Below are 22,111 nucleotides of genomic sequence, written 5' to 3' on the forward strand. Positions count from 1 at the left end.
ACAAAGTGTACCCGAACCACAATAGATGATCGTAAATAGCATGCCGAAAATAGCGTGCTTAGTACACTTTAGCAACAGGGCAATAAAATGTATGAATAAAAAAAATGGGCAATCAACAAACCAATGCTATGTTAAAGAATGTTTGTGTTAAAATTCTCGCTTTGATCAGTCTTTGTAGTTTAGCATTTTCTGTGTGGGCTCAAGAATCGGAGAGCTTAAAAATTATCTCTTATAATATCTGGAATGGTTTTGAGAAACAGCAGGATCGAAAGGATAAATTTAGTGATTGGATTCGAAAAGAGCAGCCTGATATTGTGGCATTGCAGGAACTGGTCGATTTTAAGCAAACAGATCTCTCAAAATTGGCTAAAGCATATGGACATACTTACACGGTTTTATTAAAAGAGCAAGGTTACCCTGTCGGTATTTCCTCACGTTATCCGATCAGGCTTGTAAAAGCACAAGTAGATCAGTTTTGGCATGGGATGCTACATGTGAAGATCAAAAACTTAGATCTTATCGTAACACATCTAAGCCCTTTTTCCTGGAAATATAGACTTGGAGAGGCAAGACAAATTGTGGAATATGTAAAGAATAATAGCTTGGACAGCTGTATTATTATGGGAGATCTGAATGCCTACTCCCCATTGGATGCCATTTGGTTGGAAACGCAGTCTGTATTGAAAGCGAATTTGACAAAATGGGATCAGGAGCATCCGCAATATGGCAATATGAACGGCAGTAGATTTGACTATCGTGTATTATCAACTTTTCTGGCTGCTGGTTTTGACGATTGTATCGGACGGTACGTATTTCCTAAAATCAAACGTGCCAGCTACCCTGCAGCGACGCTTTACAATTGGAAATGGGGAGACTCCCGGTTGGGGGCCGTTTCTGAACGTCTTGATTATATTTTGTTGTCTGAACCTTTAGCATCTCATGTGAAACAGGTGGAAGTGCATAATGGTCCTGCACTTGAAGGGATATCTGATCATTACCCTGTTTCGGTCGTGATTGATCAATTGGAGAAATAGAAATATAATTGTAGATTGCGGATGACCACGAAAAGAATATTCATGGAAATTTCCGTAATAGATATAGTTATCATTGTCAGTTATTTGCTTGCGATGATTGTCATCGGTTTGATCCTTAAAAAGCGAGCAGCCAAGAATCTTGATTCCTATTTTTTAGGCGGAAAAACGCTTCCCTATTATATGCTCGGTATTTCTGATGCATCGGGTATGTTCGACATCTCGGGAACCATGTGGATGGTTTACCTTGCTTTTGTATATGGATTAAAAAGCATGTGGATCCCTTGGTTATGGCCTGTTTTCAATCAAATTTTTTTGATGGTCTATTTATCGGTCTGGTTGCGACGATCCAATGTCCTGACTGGAGCAGAATGGATCCGTACACGTTTTGGTCATGGTCGGGGAGCTGACGGAGCCTATACGATCGTCATTCTATATGCCATAGTTGCGGTAATGGGGTTTTTGTGTTACGGCTTTATCGGTATAGGGAAATTCATGGAAGTTTTTTTTCCATGGGAACAGGTATCCCACTTTATTCCATTGGCGATTGATCCGGCGATGGCCCCTCAATTGTATGGCATTTTCTTTACAGCGATTACGACTTTTTACGTCATGCTTGGTGGGATGCATAGTATTGTGTGGGCGGATATGGTCAAGTTTGGTATTATGATTATTTCGGGGATTGCCATCGCTGTTATTGCCATGCAGCAAGTTAGCCCCGAACTATTGGCAGCAAACACGCCAGAAGGTTGGGACTCCCCCTTCTTCGGTTGGCACCTGGATTTGGATTGGAGTACTTTACTTCCCTCCATAATGGACCGGATCGCCGATGATCAATATAATCTTTTTACGGTATTTGTCATGATGATGCTATTTAAAGGGATATTTATGAGCATGGCAGGACCGGCGGCCAACTATGACATGCAGAAGATATTGGCCTGTAGATCCCCTAAGGAGGCGGCTTTAATGAGCGGTTCGGTGTCGGTCATCCTACTTATCCCACGTTATCTGATGATTATGGGGTTCACGGTATTAGCGCTAGTATTTTTTCGGGATGAATTTGCACATATGGGCAATCAGATGGATTTTGAAATTATCCTGCCCAAAGCTATCAGCCGCTTCGGAAAGGTTGGGTTGACCGGGCTATTGTTGGCAGGGCTATTGGCGGCATTCATGTCTTCATTTGCTTCAACGATAAATGCTGCTCAGGCTTATCTTGTAAATGATGTGTTGTTGAAGTTTATGTACCGGTCTGCTTCTCCCAAAAAGCAGATCCGTCTGAGTTATGCTGTTTCAATCGCTGTGGTTGTCTGTAGTACTATTATCGGCTTATATGTGCAGAATATAAACTCCGTTTTACAATGGATAGTCTCCGCGTTATATGGCGGTTATATTGCAGCAAATGTATTGAAATGGCATTGGTGGCGTTTTAATGGTGCCGGTTTTTTCTGGGGAATGCTAGCGGGTATATTTGGAGCGATCATATTACCGCAGGTTTTTCCGGATACACTGCCATTATATTTCTTCCCTTTTTTGTTTGTCCTATCTTTGTTTGGCTGTTTTGCAGGGACATGGTTATCCCGGCCTACCGAAGAGGAAGTGCTAGTAGACTTTTATGTGCGTGTACGCCCTTGGGGTTTTTGGGGGCCGATTCATCAAAAAGCACTAGAGAAATACCCTGATCTCAGGAAGAATGATCATTTTAAACGGGATATGGTCAACGTGGCTGTTGGTATAGTATGGCAATGTTGTCTGACCTTGGTGCCAATGTATATTGTGATCAAACAAGGACAGGGCTTGCTCACAACAATCTTGATACTGGGTATTACTACACTTATCCTGAAAAAGAACTGGTATGATAAAATGAATCGTGATGAGGAGGAATATAATACCTTTATGGTAAAGTACGGGTTGAATAAAACAGACAAGACCGTCACTGAAAAGACGATTATTGACTAACCATACGAACTGTTTTTGACCATATAAAAGCTTTTCGATCATATAAAAATAGGCTACCAGTTGTACTTTGACCGGTAGCCTATTTTTATAAAACGGACTTATTGTATCAGCTAGTTACTTGCTTTGACCTTAAAAGGAATGACATATTCTCCCCATTCCAGTGAAATATTACCTTCGGGAGTCGCATTGATTTTGAACTGCTCCTGACTGTTATCCAATTTACCATTACTGACCGAAACGCGTAGCGCATCGTCTTTGGCGTCATATTTTGTTCCCCATTGATTCCACACTTTGCTGAACATAAGGGTTGTTTCGTGTTCTCCAGGGATACTATAAAGACCGTATTTCCCAGCGGCTAGTTTTTTTCCTTCAACCAATACATCTTTATTGAATTCGATCGTAGTGGCTTCATTGGCGCCTGTACGCCAAACTACACCTACAGGAACAATATCAACACCGAGCTTGCGACCTTTGAGTGAAGGACGGCTGTAATTGATGTCGATGGTAACACCATCGGTTGTTGTTACCTTGGTGTTGTCTGGAGGACTTGGACGTTTGCTTTTGTCTGTCTGGGCGAAGCTAAGTTGACCGATTAGGGTCAAAATCGTTAAAATTAGTACTCTCATCTGTTCTTATTTTTGATTAAACACTTAAATATAAGATTTTTATGTGATGAAAATAGCATTAATTTTAACAGATATAAACGACTGGGCAAATTGTTCAAACCAGTTTTTGATCCTGTGGAAAATATAAATATAGTTCCATTTTCCTGGTATTACTCAAACTAGTCCATAAAAAAAATGGCGAGTTTATCTTCAGATCTAAGTTCGCTCATAATAATACAGCCCAAAAGTTAGACAGAAAACTTTTGGGCTGTGGTCCATTCTCTAATTTTGAATGTGCTTCTTTGTTTACTGCATTTAAATCGCAGCTTTTTATTTTTTAGACCAGATACTCAAATAATGTTTGATCTTTATTGATTTCAATGACATCGAATTTGTATTCTTTCATCCGTGCGATCAATGTTTCGTAGTCTTCAGGCTTGTTGAGCTCAATGCCGACTAGGGCTGGGCCCCTTTCCCGTTCTGTTTTTTTGATAAACTCAAACCGCGTGATATCGTCTTTAGGGCCAAGAACTTCGGAAACGAAAAGTTTCAATGCACCGGGGCGCTGTGGGAAACGTACGATAAAATAGTGCTTGTATCCTTCATAAAGTAGAGACAGTTCTTTGATCTCACTCATGCGGTCAATATCATTGTTGCCACCTGAAATAATACAGACTACTTTTTTTCCTTTAATTTCATCTTTGTGGAACTCCAATGCGGCAACAGAAAGTGCGCCTGCGGGTTCAACGACGATTGCATCTTTATTGTATAACTCCAAAATGCAGGTACAGATTTTACCTTCAGGAATAGAGCGTGTATCATCGAGGAGTTGCTTAGCAATAGCGAAGGTTGTGGCTCCTATTTTTTTTACAGCAGCTCCGTCCACAAATTTGTTGATGTGCTCTAATTCAAAGGGTGCGTCGTGTTCAAGTGCAGCCTGCATTGATGGTGCGCCTTCTGGTTCTACACCGTAGCACTTAATCGCTTTGTTTTTGCTTTTCAGGTAATAGCTTGCTCCGGCAGCAAGTCCACCACCACCGATCGGAATAAATATGGCATCCATATCAGGAAGATCCTGCAATGCTTCAACGGCTACAGTACCTTGTCCTTCCACAACTTTGAGATCATCAAATGGTGGAATGAAAGTCATACCATGTTCTTCCGTGTACGCCAGAGCGGCTTTTTGACAGTCATCAAATGTATCTCCGGTCAATACAATTTCAATATTGCCATTACCCCACATTTCGGTCTGCGAGATTTTTTGACGAGGTGTCGGTCCAGGCATAAATATAACACCCTTAATGTCTAATTTATTGCATGAAAAGGCTACACCCTGGGCATGATTGCCTGCACTTGCACAGACCACACCACGTTGTCTTTCTTCATCGGTCAACGAAATAATCTTATTGTAGGCACCACGCAATTTATAAGAACGTACAACTTGCAAATCTTCTCTTTTGAGATAGACTTCGGCGTCATATTTTTCGGATAAATGCCGATTATACTGTAGCGGTGTACGATTGACCACAGATTTGATGCGCTCAAGTGTAGCTTCGGAATCGATGTTTAGGGTTGATAGATCCATAGTTAGATGATATGTCTAATGAAGGTAGTAAAGAAAGCGGAGATATCCACCGCTATGTTAGAGATTCTACCTATACTGTGTTTAAAAGTTGATTTAAATTTAGTTGATTTTTATGAAAAAGACCTCGAGTGTATAGAACAAAAAAGTTTATACATGTGATTGTGGAATCCTCTTAAAAAATATGTTCTTGATGAAAAAAGGCTGCATCAGCAGCCTTTCCTTTTTTTATATCTTTTCTTGGATGAGGCTTTTTAGGTCATCATCACAAATATTTTTCTTTTCGTCGGCCAAAACCAAAAAGCGTTGATAGCAATCCGCAAGATCATCTTTTTCAAGATGGAAACCCAAGCGCTCTAAATGGTGTTTAAGTGCATGTCTTCCTGAACGGGCAGTTAAGATGATATCTGCTTCGTCAAGCCCTACATCTTCGGGTCTGATAATTTCATAATTTTCGCGGTGTTTTAAGAAGCCATCTTGGTGGATACCTGAACTATGGGCAAAGGCATTCCGGCCAACAATCGCTTTATTGGGTTGCACAGGCATGTTCATCATTTCACTCACTTTACGTGATAGATAGGTAAACATACGGCTATCAATATTTGAAGTTAAGCTACCGAAAGATTGGTTGTGTACTTTAAGGATCATCGCAACTTCTTCCAATGAGGTATTACCCGCACGTTCACCGATACCATTGATGGTACATTCTACCTGACGGGCGCCGTTTTGTATCGCGGCAATGGAGTTGGCTGTAGCAAGGCCCAAATCATTGTGACAGTGAGCAGAGATGATTGCTTGATCAATATTACGTACATTCTCCTTAAGATACTTGATTTTAGCACCATATTGGTCTGGTAAGCAATATCCGTTAGTGTCTGGAATATTCACCACTGTCGCGCCAGCAGCAATAACTGATTCAATCATTTTAGCTAAAAATTCCAGATCTGCACGGCCCGCATCCTCTGCATAAAACTCAACATCTTCCACATAGGATTTAGCATGTTTTACCGCCGCTACCGCACGCTCTAAAATTTCTTCACGTGTACTATTGAATTTATATTTGATATGCATATCTGAAGAACCAATACCGGTATGGATACGTGGGCGCTTGGCATATTTCAATGCTTCGGCAGCTACGTCAATATCGTTTTGATTAGCACGGGTTAATGCACATATAATAACATCATTCACCGCCTGGGATAACGCTACTACAGATTGAAAATCTCCGGGGCTGGAAACAGGAAAACCAGCTTCGATAATATCGACACCTAGTTTTTCTAAATCCTTCGCGATCTCAATTTTCTCTGGAGTAGTTAATTGGCATCCTGGTACCTGTTCGCCATCACGTAATGTGGTGTCGAAGATGTAAAGATGATTAGGATCGTGTAACATAATTTCTTAATTCAAAAGATTTATAAAAAAACGTAAGAAGTAAAACTCCCTACCCATATCTCATTACTATTTAATAAACGCTAATACTTTTTCACCCATTTCTTGCGTACCTAGGACTTTAGAAGCTTCGGTGTGGGCATTGGCGATATCTCCCGTTCTCCAACCTGCTTTTAGTGTTTCAGCAACAGCATTGGTAACTGCTTTTGCTTCTTCTTGAAGACCAAAGCTAATGTCAAGCATTAATGCCGCTGATAAAATTGAGGCAAGTGGATTCGCTTTATTTTGGCCTGCGATATCATGTGCCGAACCGTGGATAGGCTCAAAGAAACCTGTACCATCACCGACTGAAGCTGAGGCCAACATACCCATTGATCCCGCGATCTGAGATGCTTCATCTGTCAAGATATCACCAAAAAGATTCGCTGTTAATACGACATCAAATTTCTTCGGATTCTTAACCAATTGCATTGCTGCATTGTCGATAAACATGTGTTCTGTTTCAACATCTGGGTATTCTTTCGCAATTTCTTGAACAACTTCTCTCCATAAGCGGGAAGTTTCCAATACATTGGCTTTATCAACTGAGCATAATCTCTTGTTACGGGTACGGGCAGCATCATAAGCTTTACGCGCGATACGCTCTACTTCATAACGGTGGTAGTTCATCAAATCCGAAGCGAAGGTATTGTCCTCATTGCGGTTTTTCTCTCCGAAATAAACGTCACCTGTCAACTCGCGGAAGAAAAGAATATCTGTTCCTTGTAGGATTTCAGGCTTTAAACTTGATGCATCTAATAGTTCATCAAATAAAAGGATAGGACGAAGATTAGCATACAAACCTAATTCTTTACGGATCTTTAATAAGCCTTGCTCAGGTCGTACTTTAGCAGATGGATCATTGTCGTATTTGATATGTCCGATCGCGCCGAAAAGGATTGCATCTGATGCTTTGGCTTTCGCTAGCGTTTCATCTGGAAGCGGATTGCCCGTAGCCTCAATCGCTGTGTGTCCCATGATCGCTTCATCAAAACTGAATTCATGACCATAATTTTCACCGATCTTTTCTAAAACTTTTTTACCCCATGTTGTTACTTCTTGGCCAATGCCATCTCCAGGGATGATTAATATATTTTTTTTCATTGTTTTATTAGTATTGCGTACAGAGATATGAGTATGGAGATGCTATTGTTATAAAATTTGAATATCCATCCGCTCATGTCCATTGTCTAATATCTATTATCTATCGTCTAAATATCTATTGTTAATTATCGTTTTCCACAATTTCTATGTTGATAAAGGCTCTTTTTTGTGGATAACTCGTTCTACGGATTTAATTTCACCTTTTTCCAGCACCATCTTGTTGTCTATACAGGTTGGTAATTGGCTTTGGAAATGACCGACATAAATAAGGGTCTGGCCATTCTTGCTCAGGTCATCGATCACATCGTTGAAATATTGCGATTGTTCCTTGTCTAATCCCTGACATGGTTCATCTAATATAAGCAATTCGGGATGTTTTACAATGGTGCGGGCCAGCAAGGCTAACCGTTGTTGGCCTAAGGGTAAAGATCCTAATGTTTTATGCTTCACTTCTTTGAGATCGAAAAAATGAAGTACCTGATCCAGCTTCTGCTGTTGCTCGTACCCCAATTTCTGATAGAGGCTCATCGAGTCGAAGAACCCCGAAGCGATTGTTTGTCCTACATTGGCATTCATATCGTAGTACCAATGTAATTCGGGAGAAATTATACCAAGATGTTCTTTAATTTCCCAGATACTTTCTCCTGATCCTCTTTTTTTACCAAAAAGGTGGATATCATTTGCATAGGCCTGCGGATGGTCTCCATTGATCAGACTTAATAAAGTCGATTTCCCAGAACCATTATGTCCTTGCAACAACCATTTTTCACCTGCTTTAACTTCCCAATCGATGTTTTTTAAGACTTGCTTCTCTCCATAAGAAATATGAATCTGTTTCATCTTTACCATGGTTGGAGCGGAGACTTTGGGCGATTGTTGCAAGAAATAAGGTAATTCCTTTCGCTTTCGTGGTATTCCTTTTGAAATTTCGCTATTGTTTTGACGAATGACTATTTTTCCATCCTGGATTTCAGCAAAACGATTGATGCAATCAGGCTGCTCGTCATCATTACTGATAAGCAGGAGTGATACACCCTTTTCTGCAAGCTGATCAAAGACCTGATTCAGATCTTTTCTGGATTGTACATCCAGTCCAGTATAAGGCTGGTCAATAATCAATAGCTGAGGTTGAAGCCATAGCGCTTTGACCAACTGTAGCCTTTTATGTTCGCCACTGGAAAGTTCGATCAACTGTTGATCTTTGAAGTTTTCAAATCCAAAGATGGAGAGGTAAGGTGCTACATCTTCAAAGGATAGCTGTTGTTCCTTTGCAAAATGTTTTAATTCCGCAAAAACCGTTAGTGTATCGTTTTTTGCAAATTTATTGTAGCGTTGTTGGTAGTAAAAATTGCGATCACCTTCCAAATTGGTAAATTGAAACCAATTAGAGACGTAATGCACAATAGCTGGCAAGGGGCTATCCATATCTAGATGGAAGGATAGGGTACCCTCATATTTTAGTTGTCCCGCAATTGCTTTCGCAAGCGTTGTTTTTCCAGTGCCACTCGGACCACCTAAGATCCATTGTTCACCAGGGAAAATTTGCCAATTTAAACCTTGCAGCACGGTATCTTTACCATGCTGAATAGTTAAATTGGCAATATGGACGACTGGGTCTACCATTTTCTTGTTGTTTCAAATGATTCAATTAAATCTTTTTGATTAAGGATGAAATCGATATCATCGTATCCATTAATCAAGCATGATTTTTTGTATGGATTGATTTCAAATTCAAATTGGTCACCTGTCTCTGTTAACATAACCGTTTGTTTTTCGAGATCAACGATAATCTCTGTGTTTGGATTTTGGTGTACCAGTTCGAAGATTTTCGCTAAGAACTCTTCCGAAACCTGTATCGGCAATACACCATTATTAAGGGCGTTACCTTTAAAGATATCTGCAAAAAACGAACTGATGACAACATCAAAGCCATAGTCTTGAATTGCCCATGCAGCGTGCTCACGGCTAGAGCCGCAACCAAAGTTTTTACCGGCAACCAATATCTTTCCTGAGTAGGTTGGGCTATTCAATACGAAATCTGCTTTGGGCTGATTTTCACTATCAAAACGCCAGTCACGGAACAGGTTGTCTCCAAAACCTTCTCGTGTGGTCGCTTTTAGAAAGCGTGCTGGAATAATTTGGTCAGTATCAATATTTTCAATAGGTAATGGAACTACCTGTGATGTTAAAGTTTCAAATTTTTTCATGTCAAAAATTAAAAAGTCAAAATTAAATCAATTCTCATGTCTCACTATTCAATACTAGATCAACTCTCTAACATCTGTTACTTTACCAGTTACTGCTGCCGCCGCTGCTGTCAGTGGTGATACCAACATGGTGCGCGCATTTGGGCCTTGGCGTCCTTCGAAGTTTCTGTTTGAGGTCGAAACACAATATTTACCCGCAGGAATTTTGTCTTCGTTCATCCCTAAACATGCCGAACATCCAGGCTCACGCAATTGGAATCCAGCCGCTTCAAATATTTTATCCAAGCCTTCTTCTTTGGCTTGTTTTTCTACCTGCTTGGAGCCCGGTACAATCCATACTTCGACATCCTGTGCTTTTTGTTTTCCCTTAACGAATGAAGCTACTTCACGTAAATCTTCGATACGGGAGTTGGTACAGCTTCCGATGAAAACATAATCAACACGGTTACCTAAGACTGTTGAATCATCCTTAAAGCCCATATAGTCTAAGGCTTTTTGATACGATGGTCTTTCTGATTCAGGTTGTGCATTTGTTGCTGGGATATGTTCTGCAATACCCATACCCATGCCTGGATTTGTACCGTAGGTAATCATCGGGGCGATGTCCGCTGCATCAAAGGTCAATACTTTATCAAAGATGGCGTCTTCGTCTGAATACAATGTTTTCCAGTAGGCTAAGGCATTATCCCATTCTTCTCCTTTTGGTGCGAATTCACGACCTTCCACATAATCAAATGTAATTTGATCCGGTGCGATAAGTCCACCGCGTGCACCCATTTCGATACTCATGTTACAGATGGTCATACGTGCTTCCATGCTCAAAGAGCGGATTGCTGAACCGGCATATTCGATAAAATAGCCTGTACCACCTGCAGCAGAAATCTTGGCGATAATATAGAGGATAATATCTTTTGCGCCAACCCCTTTTTGCAAGGTACCATTAACTTCAATTTTCATTGTTTTGGGCTTGGACTGCAATAAACATTGCGTCGCAAAGACCTGTTCAACCTGAGAAGTTCCAATACCAAAAGCAATAGCTCCAAAGGCACCATGTGTTGAGGTATGGCTATCCCCACAGACCATCGTTTTACCGGGTAGTGTGATACCTAACTCTGGACCAATTACGTGTACAATCCCTTGATAAGGATGACCCAAACCATATAATTCAATACCAAATTCAGCACAATTTTTGGTCAGCATATCGACTTGGTATCGCGATAACTCTTCTTTGATCGGTAAATGTTGGTTGAGGGTCGGTACGTTATGGTCGGCAGTAGCTACCGTTTGCTTTGGACGAAAGACTGGAATTCCTCTTTTGCGTAGGCCATCAAAAGCTTGAGGTGAAGTAACCTCATGAATCAAGTGAGTATCGATATATATAATATCCGGAAACCCTTCTTCACGCTTGACGACGTGAGCATCCCAAATCTTTTCTACTAATGTTTTTGACATTTTTTAATCTCTCTTATGTTATTTTTATTTTAATCAGGGTGATATTGTAAATGTCTCAATATCACCCTGATTTCAATATACTAAATTACGAAATATTCATGATTTTGGAGCATATCTATGGATTGAATTCACCTCAATATGCTATCCGGCTTTAAAAAACAAATAATTCGTATAAATTTTTAAACAGTTTTGATTGCTTTCATTGCTGTCATTGCTTTACGCAATTTACGGCCAACGATTTCTACTGGATGATCACGTAAAATTTCGTTGATAACAACTAATTGGGCATTATCAACTGCTGCATCTTTGTTTTCGTTAAAGTTTTTACCTACTAAATCTGTGTCAACAGTTTTCATGAAATCAGCCAATAAAGGTTTACAAGCTTGATCAAATAGGTAACAACCGTATTCTGCAGTATCAGAAATAACACGGTTCATTTCAAACAATTTCTTACGTGCGATCGTATTTGCGATCAATGGTGTTTCGTGCAATGATTCGTAATAAGCAGACTCTGGTTTGATACCAGCTTCAACCATTGTTTCAAATGCTAATTCTACCCCAGCACGAATGAAGGCGACCATCAAGGTATAATTGTCGAAGTATTCTTGCTCGTTAATTTTAACATCACCAGCAGGCGTTTTTTCAAATGCAGTTTCACCTGTTTCAGCTCTCCATTTCAATAAGTTAGCATCGCCATTTGCCCAATCTTCCATCATCGTCTTGCTAAAGTGACCTGACATGATATCGTCTTGGTGTTTTTGGAACAATGGACGCATGATATCTTTCAGTTCTTCGGAGATCTCAAAAGCTTTTACTTTTGCAGGGTTGCTCAAACGGTCCATCATACCGCTTACACCACCATGTTTCAAGGCTTCAGTAATTACCTCAACACCATATTGTACCAATTTGGATGCGTACCCAGCTTCAATTCCTTTTTCGATCATTTTGTCGAAAGATAAAATAGAACCTGTTTGCAACAAACCACAAAGAATAGTTTGCTCACCCATTAGATCTGATTTTACTTCCGCTACGAATGAAGATTTCAATACACCAGCTTTGTGACCACCTGTTCCTACACAGTATGCTTTAGCTTCAGCCCATCCTTTTCCTTGAGGATCATTCTCTGGGTGAACAGCGATCAAAGTAGGTACACCAAATCCACGAAGGTATTCAGCACGTACTTCAGATCCTGGACATTTTGGAGCAACCATGATTACCGTGATGTCTTTACGGATTTGCATGCCTTCTTCAACAATGTTGAAACCGTGTGAATAAGATAGGGTTGCGCCTTCTTTCATTAACGGCATAACTGCAGTGATAACCGAAGTATGTTGTTTATCTGGAGTCAAGTTAATGACCAAATCTGCTGTTGGAATCAACTCTTCATAAGTTCCTACATTGAAGTTATTGTCCGTAGCGTTTTTCCAAGAATCTCTTTTTTGTTCAATAGCTTCTTTACGTAGAGCATAGGATACATCCAATCCGCTATCTCTTAAGTTTAAACCTTGGTTCAAGCCTTGAGCACCACATCCTACAATTACGATTTTTTTACCTTTTAAAGCATTTACTCCATCCGTGAATTCGGTGTTGTCCATGAATTCAGCGTGACTTAATTGTTCTAACTGCTCTCTAAGCGGTAAGGTGTTGAAATAATTTGCCATTGTTTTGATTTAGTATTGAGTAATGAGATATGAGAATTGAGATTTTGGTTTTTCAAGCTTATGGCTTACCAGCTTTCTTTCTTCTCTTTTTATTTTTTAATTTCTATTTTTTTAATTTACAAACATCTGCGTTGTGCCAAAGCATAGCCATAATGAACATTATCATGTCCAGAGGTCAAAGCGATAACATCTTCAACTGTATCCATTGGATAACCATAGGTCGCGGTAGAAAAAGAAGTAATCTCTCCGAAAACACCATTTTCGTAGTCTTTGGCGATCTGTTCGATGCTTTTGATGGCAATTTCTTTTAGTTCGTCAATTTCAGCCTGCTCCACAAAACGTGTGGGTTTGGTATCTTTTCTGTAATCCTCGTTGTATTTCACCCAGGAGCTGTCTGCTTTGACACCTGTACGAACATAGACTAAAGTCTGTGTACTCACCACGATATGTCCGAAATTCCAGATAATATTATTATTAAATCCAGTAGGGATTTTGTTGAGTTGTTCTATGGAAAGACTATCCACCAATTCAATGAATTTTTGGCGTGCCTGTAAGATAAATTTAAATGTTTCTTGCATCTGATTACATAGTAAATACATCATCCCGTTTGTCGAGATATTCATTTTCAACGATTTCTATTGACGGTTCCTTTGCTTCAAACTGCACCAATTTGGAGTGGAAACCAGCGCTATCTTTAATGATAGCGATACGGGCACCACGGACAAATTCGATCAATCCGTATTTTGTCAATTCGTCGGTCAACTTATCAATTTCTTCGCGGTGACCTGCAGTTTCAAAAACGATATAATCATTACGGATCACAACCACATTGGCACCATATTGACGTAGTAAACGTTCAACATATACCTTCTCATTGACAACGTCAGCAGGGACTTTATATAAAGCCTGTTCTTGCCAGATCACTTCGTCATTGGTGTTATAGTAAGCTTTAAGAATGTCAATCTGTTTTTCCAACTGACGACAAAGCTTACGTAGAACATCTTCTGCCTCAGTAATGACAATGGTAAATCGATGTATGCCTTCTACTTCGGAAGGGGAGGTATTCAAGCTTTCGATATTGATTTTTCTTCTTGAAAAAATCGTTGAGATCCTGCCGATAAGACCGATAGAATTCTCTGTATATAGGGTAATGGTATATTCTTGTTTTTCCATTTTAAACTTTACTTTAAGCGGATCTCTGATACGGATGTTCCTTGTGCAACCATCGGGAATACATTGTTTTCCTTTCCTACCATAACTTCCAATAGGTAAGCACCATCGTGTTCAAGCATGGTCTGAAGGGCATTACGAAGATCTTTGCGTTCTGAAATTTTCTGTCCATCGATATAATATCCTTTGGCAACTGCAACAAAGTCAGGACTAGTGATATTCACGAATGAATAGCGTTTATCATGAAACAGTTGTTGCCATTGACGTACCATACCTAAGAACTCATTGTTTAAGATCATAATTTTCACCTTAGCGCCAAACTGCATGATGGTTCCCAATTCCTGAATGGTCATTTGAATACCACCGTCACCGATGATCGCGACGACAGTTTTCTCTGGCGCGCCGTACCAGGCGCCGATCGCTGCTGGAAGACCAAAGCCCATGGTTCCCAGTCCACCTGATGTTACATTTGATTTACTGTTGTTAAATTTAGCATAACGACAGGACACCATCTGATGCTGACCTACGTCTGTTGTGATAATGGCATCACCACCAGTCAATTCATTCAACACATTGATTACCTCGCCCATGGTCATGATATCCGTTTGCGGGTGAAGTTCATTTTGGATGACTTCTTTGATTTCTTCCTGTTCAAGCTGACGGAATTGTGCTAACCATGCAGAATGATCCACAGCATTTACCAATTCGGTAAGCATTGGAAGTGATTCTTTACAGTCACCCCATACCGGTACTGTAGTTTGTACGTTTTTGTCGATCTCAGCAGGGTCAATATCCAAATGGATCACTTTCGCCTGTTTGGCATATTTGTCCAATCGGCCTGTAACACGGTCATCGAAGCGCATGCCGATCGCGATTAAAACATCACACTCATTGGTCATGACATTTGGTGCATAATTGCCATGCATCCCTAGCATACCAACATGAAGTTTGTGGTCTGTTGGGAGGGCACTCAATCCCATGACAGTTGCTGCCGATGGAATGCCCGTCTTTTCGATAAAAGCTTTGAATTCCTCCTCGGCTTTACCTAAAATAATTCCCTGACCGAAAAGTATAAATGGTTTTTTTGCGTTGTTGATTAATTCAGCAGCTTGTTCCACATACTCTTTGCGGACCTGTGGTGCAGGTCTATAACTGCGTACGTGATTACATTTTTCGTAACCGAAGTAATCGAACAATTGTATTTGCGCATTCTTGGTGATATCGATCAGTACCGGGCCTGGACGACCGGTGCTGGCAATATAAAATGCTTTTGCGAGTGCGGCTGGAATTTCAGTTGCGTCAGTGACTTGGTAGTTCCACTTGGTGACCGGTGCGGTAATATTCATGACATCCGTTTCCTGAAATGCATCTGTTCCCAATAGTGAAGCAAAGACTTGGCCTGTAATACAGACGATCGGGTTACTGTCAATCATGGCATCTGCCAATCCAGTAACTAGGTTTGTTGCTCCAGGACCACTCGTCGCGAAGACGACACCTGTACGACCAGAAGTTCTTGCATAACCTTGCGCTGCATGGATTCCTCCCTGCTCATGACGCACCAAGATATGTTTCAAACGATCCGTATAATCATAAAGGGCATCATAAATGGGCATAATTGCACCACCTGGATAGCCAAATACGGTATCAACTCCTTCGCTCAATAAGGCCTCCATAACAGCTTTCGATCCCGAAATTTGTGTCGGAGTTTCCTGCTTGGTAGCAGCCTTATTTTCTGTTATTTCCAGTGTACTCATTACGTTGATTTTTTAGTTTTGTTGATTATTCAGTCTTTTTAGTATTTAGATATTAAATTTGGAGACATTAGATTTGAGATTTCGTTTGTTTAAATCTCTAGATGCTAAGAGTCTCCATTTTTTGATTTCCTATAAATCTGTTACACAGCCTTCTGATGCATCAGCAACGGTTTTAGCGTATTTGTATAACACACCTTTGCTCACTTTTAGTGCAGGTTGTACCCAAGCTGCACGACGTTTTGCAATCTCCTCATCAGAAAGTTTCACATTGATTGTATTATTAACAGCGTCAATCTCGATGATATCGTCATCATGTACCAAGCCGATTAATCCACCTTTGTAAGATTCAGGTGTAATGTGACCTACGACGAAGCCGTGTGTTCCACCGGAGAAACGACCGTCGGTAATCAATGCCACGGATTTACCTAAACCAGCACCGATAATTAGCGAAGTTGGTTTAAGCATTTCAGGCATACCTGGAGCGCCTATTGGGCCTTCGTTTTTAATAACGACCACATCTCCCTGTTTAATTCTACCCGAGGCAATACCAGCGACTAAGTCATGTTCACCGTCGAATACACGTGCAGGGCCGGTAAATTTTTCACCTTCTTTGCCCGATATTTTCGCTACCGAGCCTTTTTCAGCTAGGTTTCCATAAAGAATCTGTAAATGTCCTGTTGCTTTGATTGGGTCGCTCAACGGTTTGATAATAGGCTGATCATAAGCCATAATGGATTTTACGTCAGCTAAATTTTCAGCAACAGTTTTGCCGGTTACAGTAATACAATCGCCATGCAATAAACCTTCATCCAAGAGATATCTCATTACGGCAGGAGTTCCGCCATATTGTTGAAGATCCTGCATCAAGTATTTACCAGAAGGTTTAAAGTCTGCCAGTACAGGAGTTTCATCACTCATACGTTGGAAGTCATCCTGAGAAATGTCAACGCCTACAGCTTTGCCGATTGCAATAAAGTGAAGTACCGCATTGGTGCTTCCTCCTAAGATAACGATGGCACGTAACGCATTTTCGAATGCTTTGCGTGTCATGATATCAGAAGGTTTAATATCTTTTTCCAGTAAGGTACGGATGTATTTACCCGCATCTAAACATTCATTTTTCTTTGCTTCAGAGATTGCCGGATTAGAAGAAGAATAAGGTAAGCTCATTCCCAATGCTTCAATTGCGGAAGCCATTGTATTTGCAGTATACATACCACCACAAGCACCGGCTCCAGGACAGGTATGTTTGATGATACCCTCATAATCTTCGTCGGAAAGATTACCACATATACGTTGTCCCAAGGCTTCAAAAGCAGAGACGATGTTTAATTCCTCACCTTTATAATGTCCAGGTGCAATTGTACCACCATAGACCATTAAAGACGGGCGATCTAAACGGGCCATTGCGATAATAGCACCGGGCATGTTTTTATCACATCCAGGAATAGAGATCAGACCATCGTAATATTGACCACCACAGATCGTTTCGATACTATCAGCGATTACATCACGACTGACCAATGAGTAACGCATACCATCTGTACCGTTGCTCATACCGTCACTGACACCGATAGTGCCAAAGGTCAAACCCACTAAGTCATTGTTCCAAACACCTTTTTTGACGATTTGTGCTAAATCATTTAGGTGCATATTACACGTATTACCATCATAGCCCATGCTGGCAATACCGACCTGCGCCTTATCCATATCGGCATCTGTCAAACCGATACCATAAAGCATCGCTTTAGCAGCAGGTTGCGTTTCGTCTTGTGTAAATGTACGGCTGTATTTGTTCATTGCATTTTCGCCGTTAGATAATGACTTCATAATTTTCGTTCTCTAATACTAAATTTTTATATCTTCTTTGGATCGACGCACCTATACTGTGTTCCCACTCTTCTTGATAGATCACATCGTCGACTTGTTTGATTCCGATAATTTCTGCTGCAGTACCGCATAGGAATGCGCTATCTGCAGTATAGATATCTTCTACCGTCAATTGTTTTTCAATGACTTCGAAATTCAACTTTTTACAGATGTTTTTAACGGTCTGCCTTGTAATGCCGGGAAATATATTCTTCGCCGGTGGAGTATAGATTTTGAAATCTTTCTCAATAAAAATATTTTCACTGGAAGCTTGAGCGACGAAACCTTCATGGTCAAGCATAAGTGCCTCGTCGAAACCTCTGTTAATCGCTTCTGTTGTTGCCAGAATTGAGTTTACATACTGCCCTGATATCTTCGAGTCAGTTTTAAAAGATTTGGGATTAGGTCTTTTGATATCAGAGATGCATACACGTAGCAGGTTATGACCAAGATAAGGTCCCCATTCCCAGGCGGCAATCATCAGATTAGCTTCCGTAGAGGAGGTCAGGTGCATATTGGAGCCTGTGAGCACTAGCGGGCGGATATAAGCCTCCCGTAAGTTGTTGACGGCCAAAAGCTCATAGCATTTATCAATTAGCTCACGGTTGCTCCATTGATAAGGAATTCCAACCGCTTCACAAGATTTCTTTAATCGATCAAAATGCTTGTCCGCCTTAAAGATGCGCGGGCCATTGTGGGTATTGTACGCACGTAGACCATCGAATACAGCGTAGCCATAATGAAGCGATTGTGCAAAGGGATTCAATGCAGCCTCAGAAGCTTTTACAAAAGCTCCGTCTAAATAAATCAATGTGTTCTTGTCGTAATATTTCATAACCCAAAATTTCCCTTATTTAAATAATTCCCTCTTTTGGTTTTTTGCTGGTAAATCATGCTATCTCAGGCCTCGGTAAAAACCTTCGATTTTCATTTCCTCAAGGTAGCAGGAATTACAATAATTGGCAATAGCTAAAGTGCTAATTTTCTATTTAGAATAAAATTTTAAATTTTATAGTTTTAAAAAATTTTAAACTGTTATTATTTGGTTTTTTCGGTCTTAAATTTTGTTAGTCGTATACCGTATTTAAAATTGGTCTACATGGTCAAAAAATTATTTTTTGTTACAAAGGGCAATTTTCTTCCTAAAATGAAGAAATTGTCAAAAAAACTTTAAAAAAAAAGCTTCCGATATTTCTATCGGAAGCTTTTCAATATTTTAAAATCAATTGATTTAATCTCCGATAATTCCTTCAGCAAGCACGGTAATGACATTGTCTTTTGCTTCCACGACGCCACCTTTAATGAACACTTCTTGTCCACCTTTACCTTGTTGAATAATTACTTTTCCATCTTCCAAAGTAGAAACAATTGCCGCGTGGTCTTTCAAAATTTGGAAAGAGCCCGCAGAGCCAGGGACAGTAACAGATGTTACTTCGCCTTCGTATACTAATTTGTCGGGAGTGATAATTGTTAATTTCATTATTCTTAGATATAAGATTTGAGATATGAGATTTGAGAACTTTAGGTTTTCAAATAGATATGAGATAATCGAAAGTCTATTATCTCATACCTATGGTCTAATATCTAAATTAAACTGCTTCTGCTAATAATTTCTTGCCTTTTTCGATAGCATCATCAATGTTACCTACTAAGTTGAAGGCAGCTTCTGGATATTCATCGACTTCACCTGCAATAATCATATTGAAGCCTTTGATGGTATCTTTGATGTCTACCAATACACCTTTTAAACCTGTAAATTGTTCGGCTACGTGGAAAGGTTGTGATAAGAAACGTTGTACACGACGAGCGCGGTGAACGGTTAATTTATCTTCTTCAGATAATTCGTCCATACCTAGGATCGCAATGATATCTTGCAATTCTTTGTAACGTTGAAGAATTTCTTTTACACGTTGTGCAGTATCATAATGTTCAGCACCTAAAACAGCAGGAGAAAGGATACGAGATGTAGAATCCAAAGGATCCACAGCAGGGTAGATACCTAACTCAGCAATTTTACGAGACAATACTGTTGTTGCATCCAAGTGAGCAAATGTTGTCGCTGGAGCAGGGTCAGTTAAATCATCGGCAGGTACATATACCGCTTGTACTGAAGTGATTGAGCCATTTTTAGTTGAAGTAATACGCTCCTGCATCAAACCCATCTCAGTTGCTAAGGTTGGTTGGTAACCTACAGCTGAAGGCATACGGCCTAATAGCGCGGATACTTCAGAACCTGCTTGTGTAAAACGGAAGATGTTATCGATAAAGAATAGGACGTCACGACCTTGACCTTCGCCATCACCATCACGGAAATATTCCGCAACAGTCAAACCTGACAAAGCAACACGTGCACGTGCACCTGGAGGCTCATTCATTTGACCGAATACGAAAGTACATTTAGATTCTTTCATTAATTCGTGGTCAACAGTGTCCAAAGGCCATTCACCTTTTTCCATGCCTTCCATAAAATGCTCACCATATTTGATGATACCTGATTCCAACATCTCACGCAATAAGTCATTACCTTCACGTGTACGTTCACCTACACCAGCAAATACGGAAAGACCACCGTGACCTTTAGCGATGTTGTTGATCAACTCTTGGATTAATACAGTTTTACCTACACCGGCACCACCAAATAAACCAATTTTACCACCTTTAGCATATGGCTCTAAAAGGTCAATAACTTTGATACCAGTAAAAAGTACTTCTGATTCAGTAGATAGATCTTCGAATTTAGGAGGGACGTTGTGGATAGGACGACCATTCTCTTTACTCAAATTTTGGATACCATCAATGGCATCACCTACTACATTGAATACACGACCTTTGATTTCTTCACCAACAGGCATTTTGATAGGAGCACCAGTATCAACAACTTCCATTCCGCGAACCAAACCTTCAGTTGCGTCCATGGCAATTGTACGTACACGATCCTGACCTAAGTGTTGTTGAACTTCCAATACAACACGTTGTCCATTTTCTTTTTGAATGTACAATGCATCGTAAATTTTAGGTAGATTTTCACTGTCGGCGAAGTTGACGTCAACAACTGGGCCGATAATCTGCGCTATTTTACCAATCTTGGGCATATTATAGGGACTAAATATTTATTAATCAATTTTATATAAGAGACATAAAAGGCCTCTTTTTTGGTCAGCAAAAATAAGGTTATTCGTTTTTAAAAACAAATAGAATTTGCAATTAAATTACAATTTTATTAATGGAGGTCAAAATGTTATCTCTTGTAATTCTGTTAGTTTCGATTCTTGAAGCCACAAATATACTTTTTCCGACGTATTGGTCATCTATTTTTTAACATCAGTCCTTCCTTTTTCGGATGGCCATACAATTAGATTCGCATGGTAACTAAATGTGATCGACCTGAAGCGAAGTTATGATTAAGCGCCGCTTCAGGTCGATCGGAATAGAGCAATATAGTCTTTTGGAGACTATATTATATCTTTTTATTTAATTCATCTTGCAATTGACGTTTCAGCAATTGTTCTTTTTCCATCGCCTTTTTACGGAATGTCGCAAACTCTTCTTGCGATTGTTCTGCTGTTTTCTGAAATTCTACGGTGTCAACCTTCGCTTTTCGATAAGAGAATAGGAAGATAAAGGTGGCGACAGCTAAGACTCCAATGATGGTCCAGACCACTGTGCTATATAAACCTTTGGAGGTATTGATGCCCAAGAATGAAAAACTATCTGTTTTTTGCTGTTCCTGTGCAAGCTGATCTTTTAATATCTGAATAGAATCCTGTAAGTTTTTGGTATTGGAGGTATAGTTGCTGGATGAAGATTTTAAGGTATTGATTTCCTTGCGCAACTTGGCTACAGTATCAACAACATTCTTTTTTACAATATCAAGGTTGGTTTTGCGGACCATCTTGAAATCATAATTGTTTTTTGATATATAATTTAAGTGATCAAACTGATTTGCCAAGCTCCCTTTTCTTAGTCCATCCGGGCTGTATTTGTAAGCATCATTGGCCTGCTGGGTGGCGGTAACTGGCGCTGCTGCAGGAGTTTGAGCCTGTAATAAAGTGTACGATGAAATAAATAAAATCGTAAAGAATACAAATGCTAATCTCAATTTGCTCATGTTGTCTATCGTTATTATAATAAGTTTAATCGGGATATTCCAGCTACAAAGCTAGCATATGCCTGTGATAAATATAAGGAATTATTGAAAAAACGAAAATTGAAAGTGAAATATATTTCAGTAAAACATTAAAGGACAATAAAACTAAAATAGATTCAATGCTCGACTTGCCACCTGTTTA

18 protein-coding genes are annotated in these 22,111 nt (G+C 39.9%); 2 read left to right on the top strand and 16 right to left on the bottom strand.

Going from position 1 to position 22,111, the window contains the following annotated elements; all coding sequences use genetic code 11:
• Positions 1–104: 104 nt before the first annotated feature.
• Positions 105–1,034, top strand: coding sequence for an endonuclease/exonuclease/phosphatase family protein (locus AC07UV_RS21760; protein ID WP_495185273.1), 930 nt, complete (start codon positions 105–107; stop codon positions 1,032–1,034).
• A gap of 42 nt (positions 1,035–1,076) precedes the next feature.
• The gene (locus AC07UV_RS21765; RefSeq protein ID WP_495185274.1) at positions 1,077–2,990 is read left to right on the top strand and encodes a sodium:solute symporter family protein; all 1,914 of its coding nucleotides are present in this window, start codon (positions 1,077–1,079) and stop codon (positions 2,988–2,990) included.
• Positions 2,991–3,100: 110 nt separating this feature from the next.
• On the opposite strand, the gene AC07UV_RS21770 is transcribed toward AC07UV_RS21765, so the two are convergent.
• The 16 genes from AC07UV_RS21770 to AC07UV_RS21845 form a co-directional block, all read right to left on the bottom strand.
• Positions 3,101–3,616, bottom strand: coding sequence for a DUF2911 domain-containing protein (locus tag AC07UV_RS21770; protein WP_495185275.1), 516 nt, complete (start codon positions 3,614–3,616; stop codon positions 3,101–3,103).
• Positions 3,617–3,932: 316 nt separating this feature from the next.
• Positions 3,933–5,180: a threonine ammonia-lyase IlvA gene (gene ilvA, locus AC07UV_RS21775; RefSeq protein WP_495185276.1), complete on the bottom strand. Its 1,248-nt coding sequence runs from the start codon at positions 5,178–5,180 to the stop codon at positions 3,933–3,935.
• 225 nt (positions 5,181–5,405) lie between these two features.
• Positions 5,406–6,569, bottom strand: coding sequence for a 2-isopropylmalate synthase (locus AC07UV_RS21780; protein WP_223581820.1), 1,164 nt, complete (start codon positions 6,567–6,569; stop codon positions 5,406–5,408).
• Between the two features lie 66 nt (positions 6,570–6,635).
• The gene (gene leuB / locus AC07UV_RS21785) at positions 6,636–7,709 is read right to left on the bottom strand and encodes a 3-isopropylmalate dehydrogenase (protein ID WP_120260213.1); all 1,074 of its coding nucleotides are present in this window, start codon (positions 7,707–7,709) and stop codon (positions 6,636–6,638) included.
• A gap of 144 nt (positions 7,710–7,853) precedes the next feature.
• Positions 7,854–9,332 carry an ATP-binding cassette domain-containing protein gene (locus AC07UV_RS21790; protein WP_495185277.1) on the bottom strand — a complete coding sequence of 493 codons (1,479 nt, stop codon included), beginning with the start codon at positions 9,330–9,332 and terminating at the stop codon, positions 7,854–7,856.
• Positions 9,326–9,916, bottom strand: a complete 591-nt coding sequence (leuD, locus tag AC07UV_RS21795; RefSeq protein WP_223581826.1) for a 3-isopropylmalate dehydratase small subunit — start codon at positions 9,914–9,916, stop codon at positions 9,326–9,328. The genes AC07UV_RS21790 and leuD overlap by 7 nt, the downstream gene beginning before the upstream one ends.
• A gap of 54 nt (positions 9,917–9,970) precedes the next feature.
• Complete coding sequence (gene leuC / locus AC07UV_RS21800) at positions 9,971–11,368, bottom strand: 3-isopropylmalate dehydratase large subunit (RefSeq protein WP_282252061.1); 1,398 nt, start codon at positions 11,366–11,368, stop codon at positions 9,971–9,973.
• A 179-nt stretch (positions 11,369–11,547) separates the two neighbouring features.
• Positions 11,548–13,029: a ketol-acid reductoisomerase gene (gene ilvC, locus AC07UV_RS21805; protein WP_257087125.1), complete on the bottom strand. Its 1,482-nt coding sequence runs from the start codon at positions 13,027–13,029 to the stop codon at positions 11,548–11,550.
• A gap of 116 nt (positions 13,030–13,145) precedes the next feature.
• Positions 13,146–13,607 (bottom strand): DinB family protein, encoded by a 462-nt coding sequence (locus tag AC07UV_RS21810; RefSeq protein WP_282252062.1) that lies wholly within the window; start codon positions 13,605–13,607, stop codon positions 13,146–13,148.
• A gap of 4 nt (positions 13,608–13,611) precedes the next feature.
• Entirely contained in the window at positions 13,612–14,202 is a 591-nt protein-coding gene (gene ilvN / locus AC07UV_RS21815; RefSeq protein WP_282252063.1) for an acetolactate synthase small subunit, read from the bottom strand.
• Positions 14,203–14,210: 8 nt separating this feature from the next.
• Positions 14,211–15,953, bottom strand: a complete 1,743-nt coding sequence (gene ilvB / locus AC07UV_RS21820) for a biosynthetic-type acetolactate synthase large subunit (RefSeq protein ID WP_282252065.1) — start codon at positions 15,951–15,953, stop codon at positions 14,211–14,213.
• A gap of 129 nt (positions 15,954–16,082) precedes the next feature.
• A complete protein-coding gene (gene ilvD / locus AC07UV_RS21825) occupies positions 16,083–17,783 on the bottom strand; it encodes a dihydroxy-acid dehydratase (protein ID WP_495185278.1) in 1,701 nt (566 codons plus the stop codon).
• Complete coding sequence (locus AC07UV_RS21830) at positions 17,767–18,657, bottom strand: branched-chain amino acid transaminase (RefSeq protein WP_495185279.1); 891 nt, start codon at positions 18,655–18,657, stop codon at positions 17,767–17,769. Before AC07UV_RS21830 ends, ilvD begins: the two co-directional genes overlap by 17 nt.
• Before the next feature lie 396 nt (positions 18,658–19,053).
• Positions 19,054–19,302 (bottom strand): ATP synthase F1 subunit epsilon, encoded by a 249-nt coding sequence (atpC, locus tag AC07UV_RS21835; RefSeq protein WP_028071934.1) that lies wholly within the window; start codon positions 19,300–19,302, stop codon positions 19,054–19,056.
• A gap of 109 nt (positions 19,303–19,411) precedes the next feature.
• A complete protein-coding gene (gene atpD / locus AC07UV_RS21840; protein WP_282252075.1) occupies positions 19,412–20,914 on the bottom strand; it encodes a F0F1 ATP synthase subunit beta in 1,503 nt (500 codons plus the stop codon).
• A gap of 365 nt (positions 20,915–21,279) precedes the next feature.
• Entirely contained in the window at positions 21,280–21,930 is a 651-nt protein-coding gene (locus AC07UV_RS21845) for a hypothetical protein (protein WP_223581846.1), read from the bottom strand.
• Between the last annotated feature and the right edge of the window lie 181 nt (positions 21,931–22,111).

The organism is Sphingobacterium sp. GW821-FHT03E03 (assembly GCF_059420745.1).

Coding starts and splice junctions, on each gene's coding strand:
- leuD (WP_223581826.1), bottom strand. CDS start 9,916: ATGAAAAAATTTGAAACTTTAACATCACAGGTAGTTCCATTACCTATT.
- atpD (WP_282252075.1), bottom strand. CDS start 20,914: ATGCCCAAGATTGGTAAAATAGCGCAGATTATCGGCCCAGTTGTTGAC.
- AC07UV_RS21830 (WP_495185279.1), bottom strand. CDS start 18,657: ATGAAATATTACGACAAGAACACATTGATTTATTTAGACGGAGCTTTT.
- ilvC (WP_257087125.1), bottom strand. CDS start 13,029: ATGGCAAATTATTTCAACACCTTACCGCTTAGAGAGCAGTTAGAACAA.
- ilvA (WP_495185276.1), bottom strand. CDS start 5,180: ATGGATCTATCAACCCTAAACATCGATTCCGAAGCTACACTTGAGCGC.
- AC07UV_RS21810 (WP_282252062.1), bottom strand. CDS start 13,607: ATGCAAGAAACATTTAAATTTATCTTACAGGCACGCCAAAAATTCATT.
- atpC (WP_028071934.1), bottom strand. CDS start 19,302: ATGAAATTAACAATTATCACTCCCGACAAATTAGTATACGAAGGCGAA.
- AC07UV_RS21780 (WP_223581820.1), bottom strand. CDS start 6,569: ATGTTACACGATCCTAATCATCTTTACATCTTCGACACCACATTACGT.
- ilvN (WP_282252063.1), bottom strand. CDS start 14,202: ATGGAAAAACAAGAATATACCATTACCCTATATACAGAGAATTCTATC.
- AC07UV_RS21845 (WP_223581846.1), bottom strand. CDS start 21,930: ATGAGCAAATTGAGATTAGCATTTGTATTCTTTACGATTTTATTTATT.
- ilvD (WP_495185278.1), bottom strand. CDS start 17,783: ATGAAGTCATTATCTAACGGCGAAAATGCAATGAACAAATACAGCCGT.
- AC07UV_RS21770 (WP_495185275.1), bottom strand. CDS start 3,616: ATGAGAGTACTAATTTTAACGATTTTGACCCTAATCGGTCAACTTAGC.
- leuC (WP_282252061.1), bottom strand. CDS start 11,368: ATGTCAAAAACATTAGTAGAAAAGATTTGGGATGCTCACGTCGTCAAG.
- AC07UV_RS21765 (WP_495185274.1), top strand. CDS start 1,077: ATGGAAATTTCCGTAATAGATATAGTTATCATTGTCAGTTATTTGCTT.
- AC07UV_RS21790 (WP_495185277.1), bottom strand. CDS start 9,332: ATGGTAGACCCAGTCGTCCATATTGCCAATTTAACTATTCAGCATGGT.
- ilvB (WP_282252065.1), bottom strand. CDS start 15,953: ATGAGTACACTGGAAATAACAGAAAATAAGGCTGCTACCAAGCAGGAA.
- AC07UV_RS21760 (WP_495185273.1), top strand. CDS start 105: ATGGGCAATCAACAAACCAATGCTATGTTAAAGAATGTTTGTGTTAAA.
- leuB (WP_120260213.1), bottom strand. CDS start 7,709: ATGAAAAAAAATATATTAATCATCCCTGGAGATGGCATTGGCCAAGAA.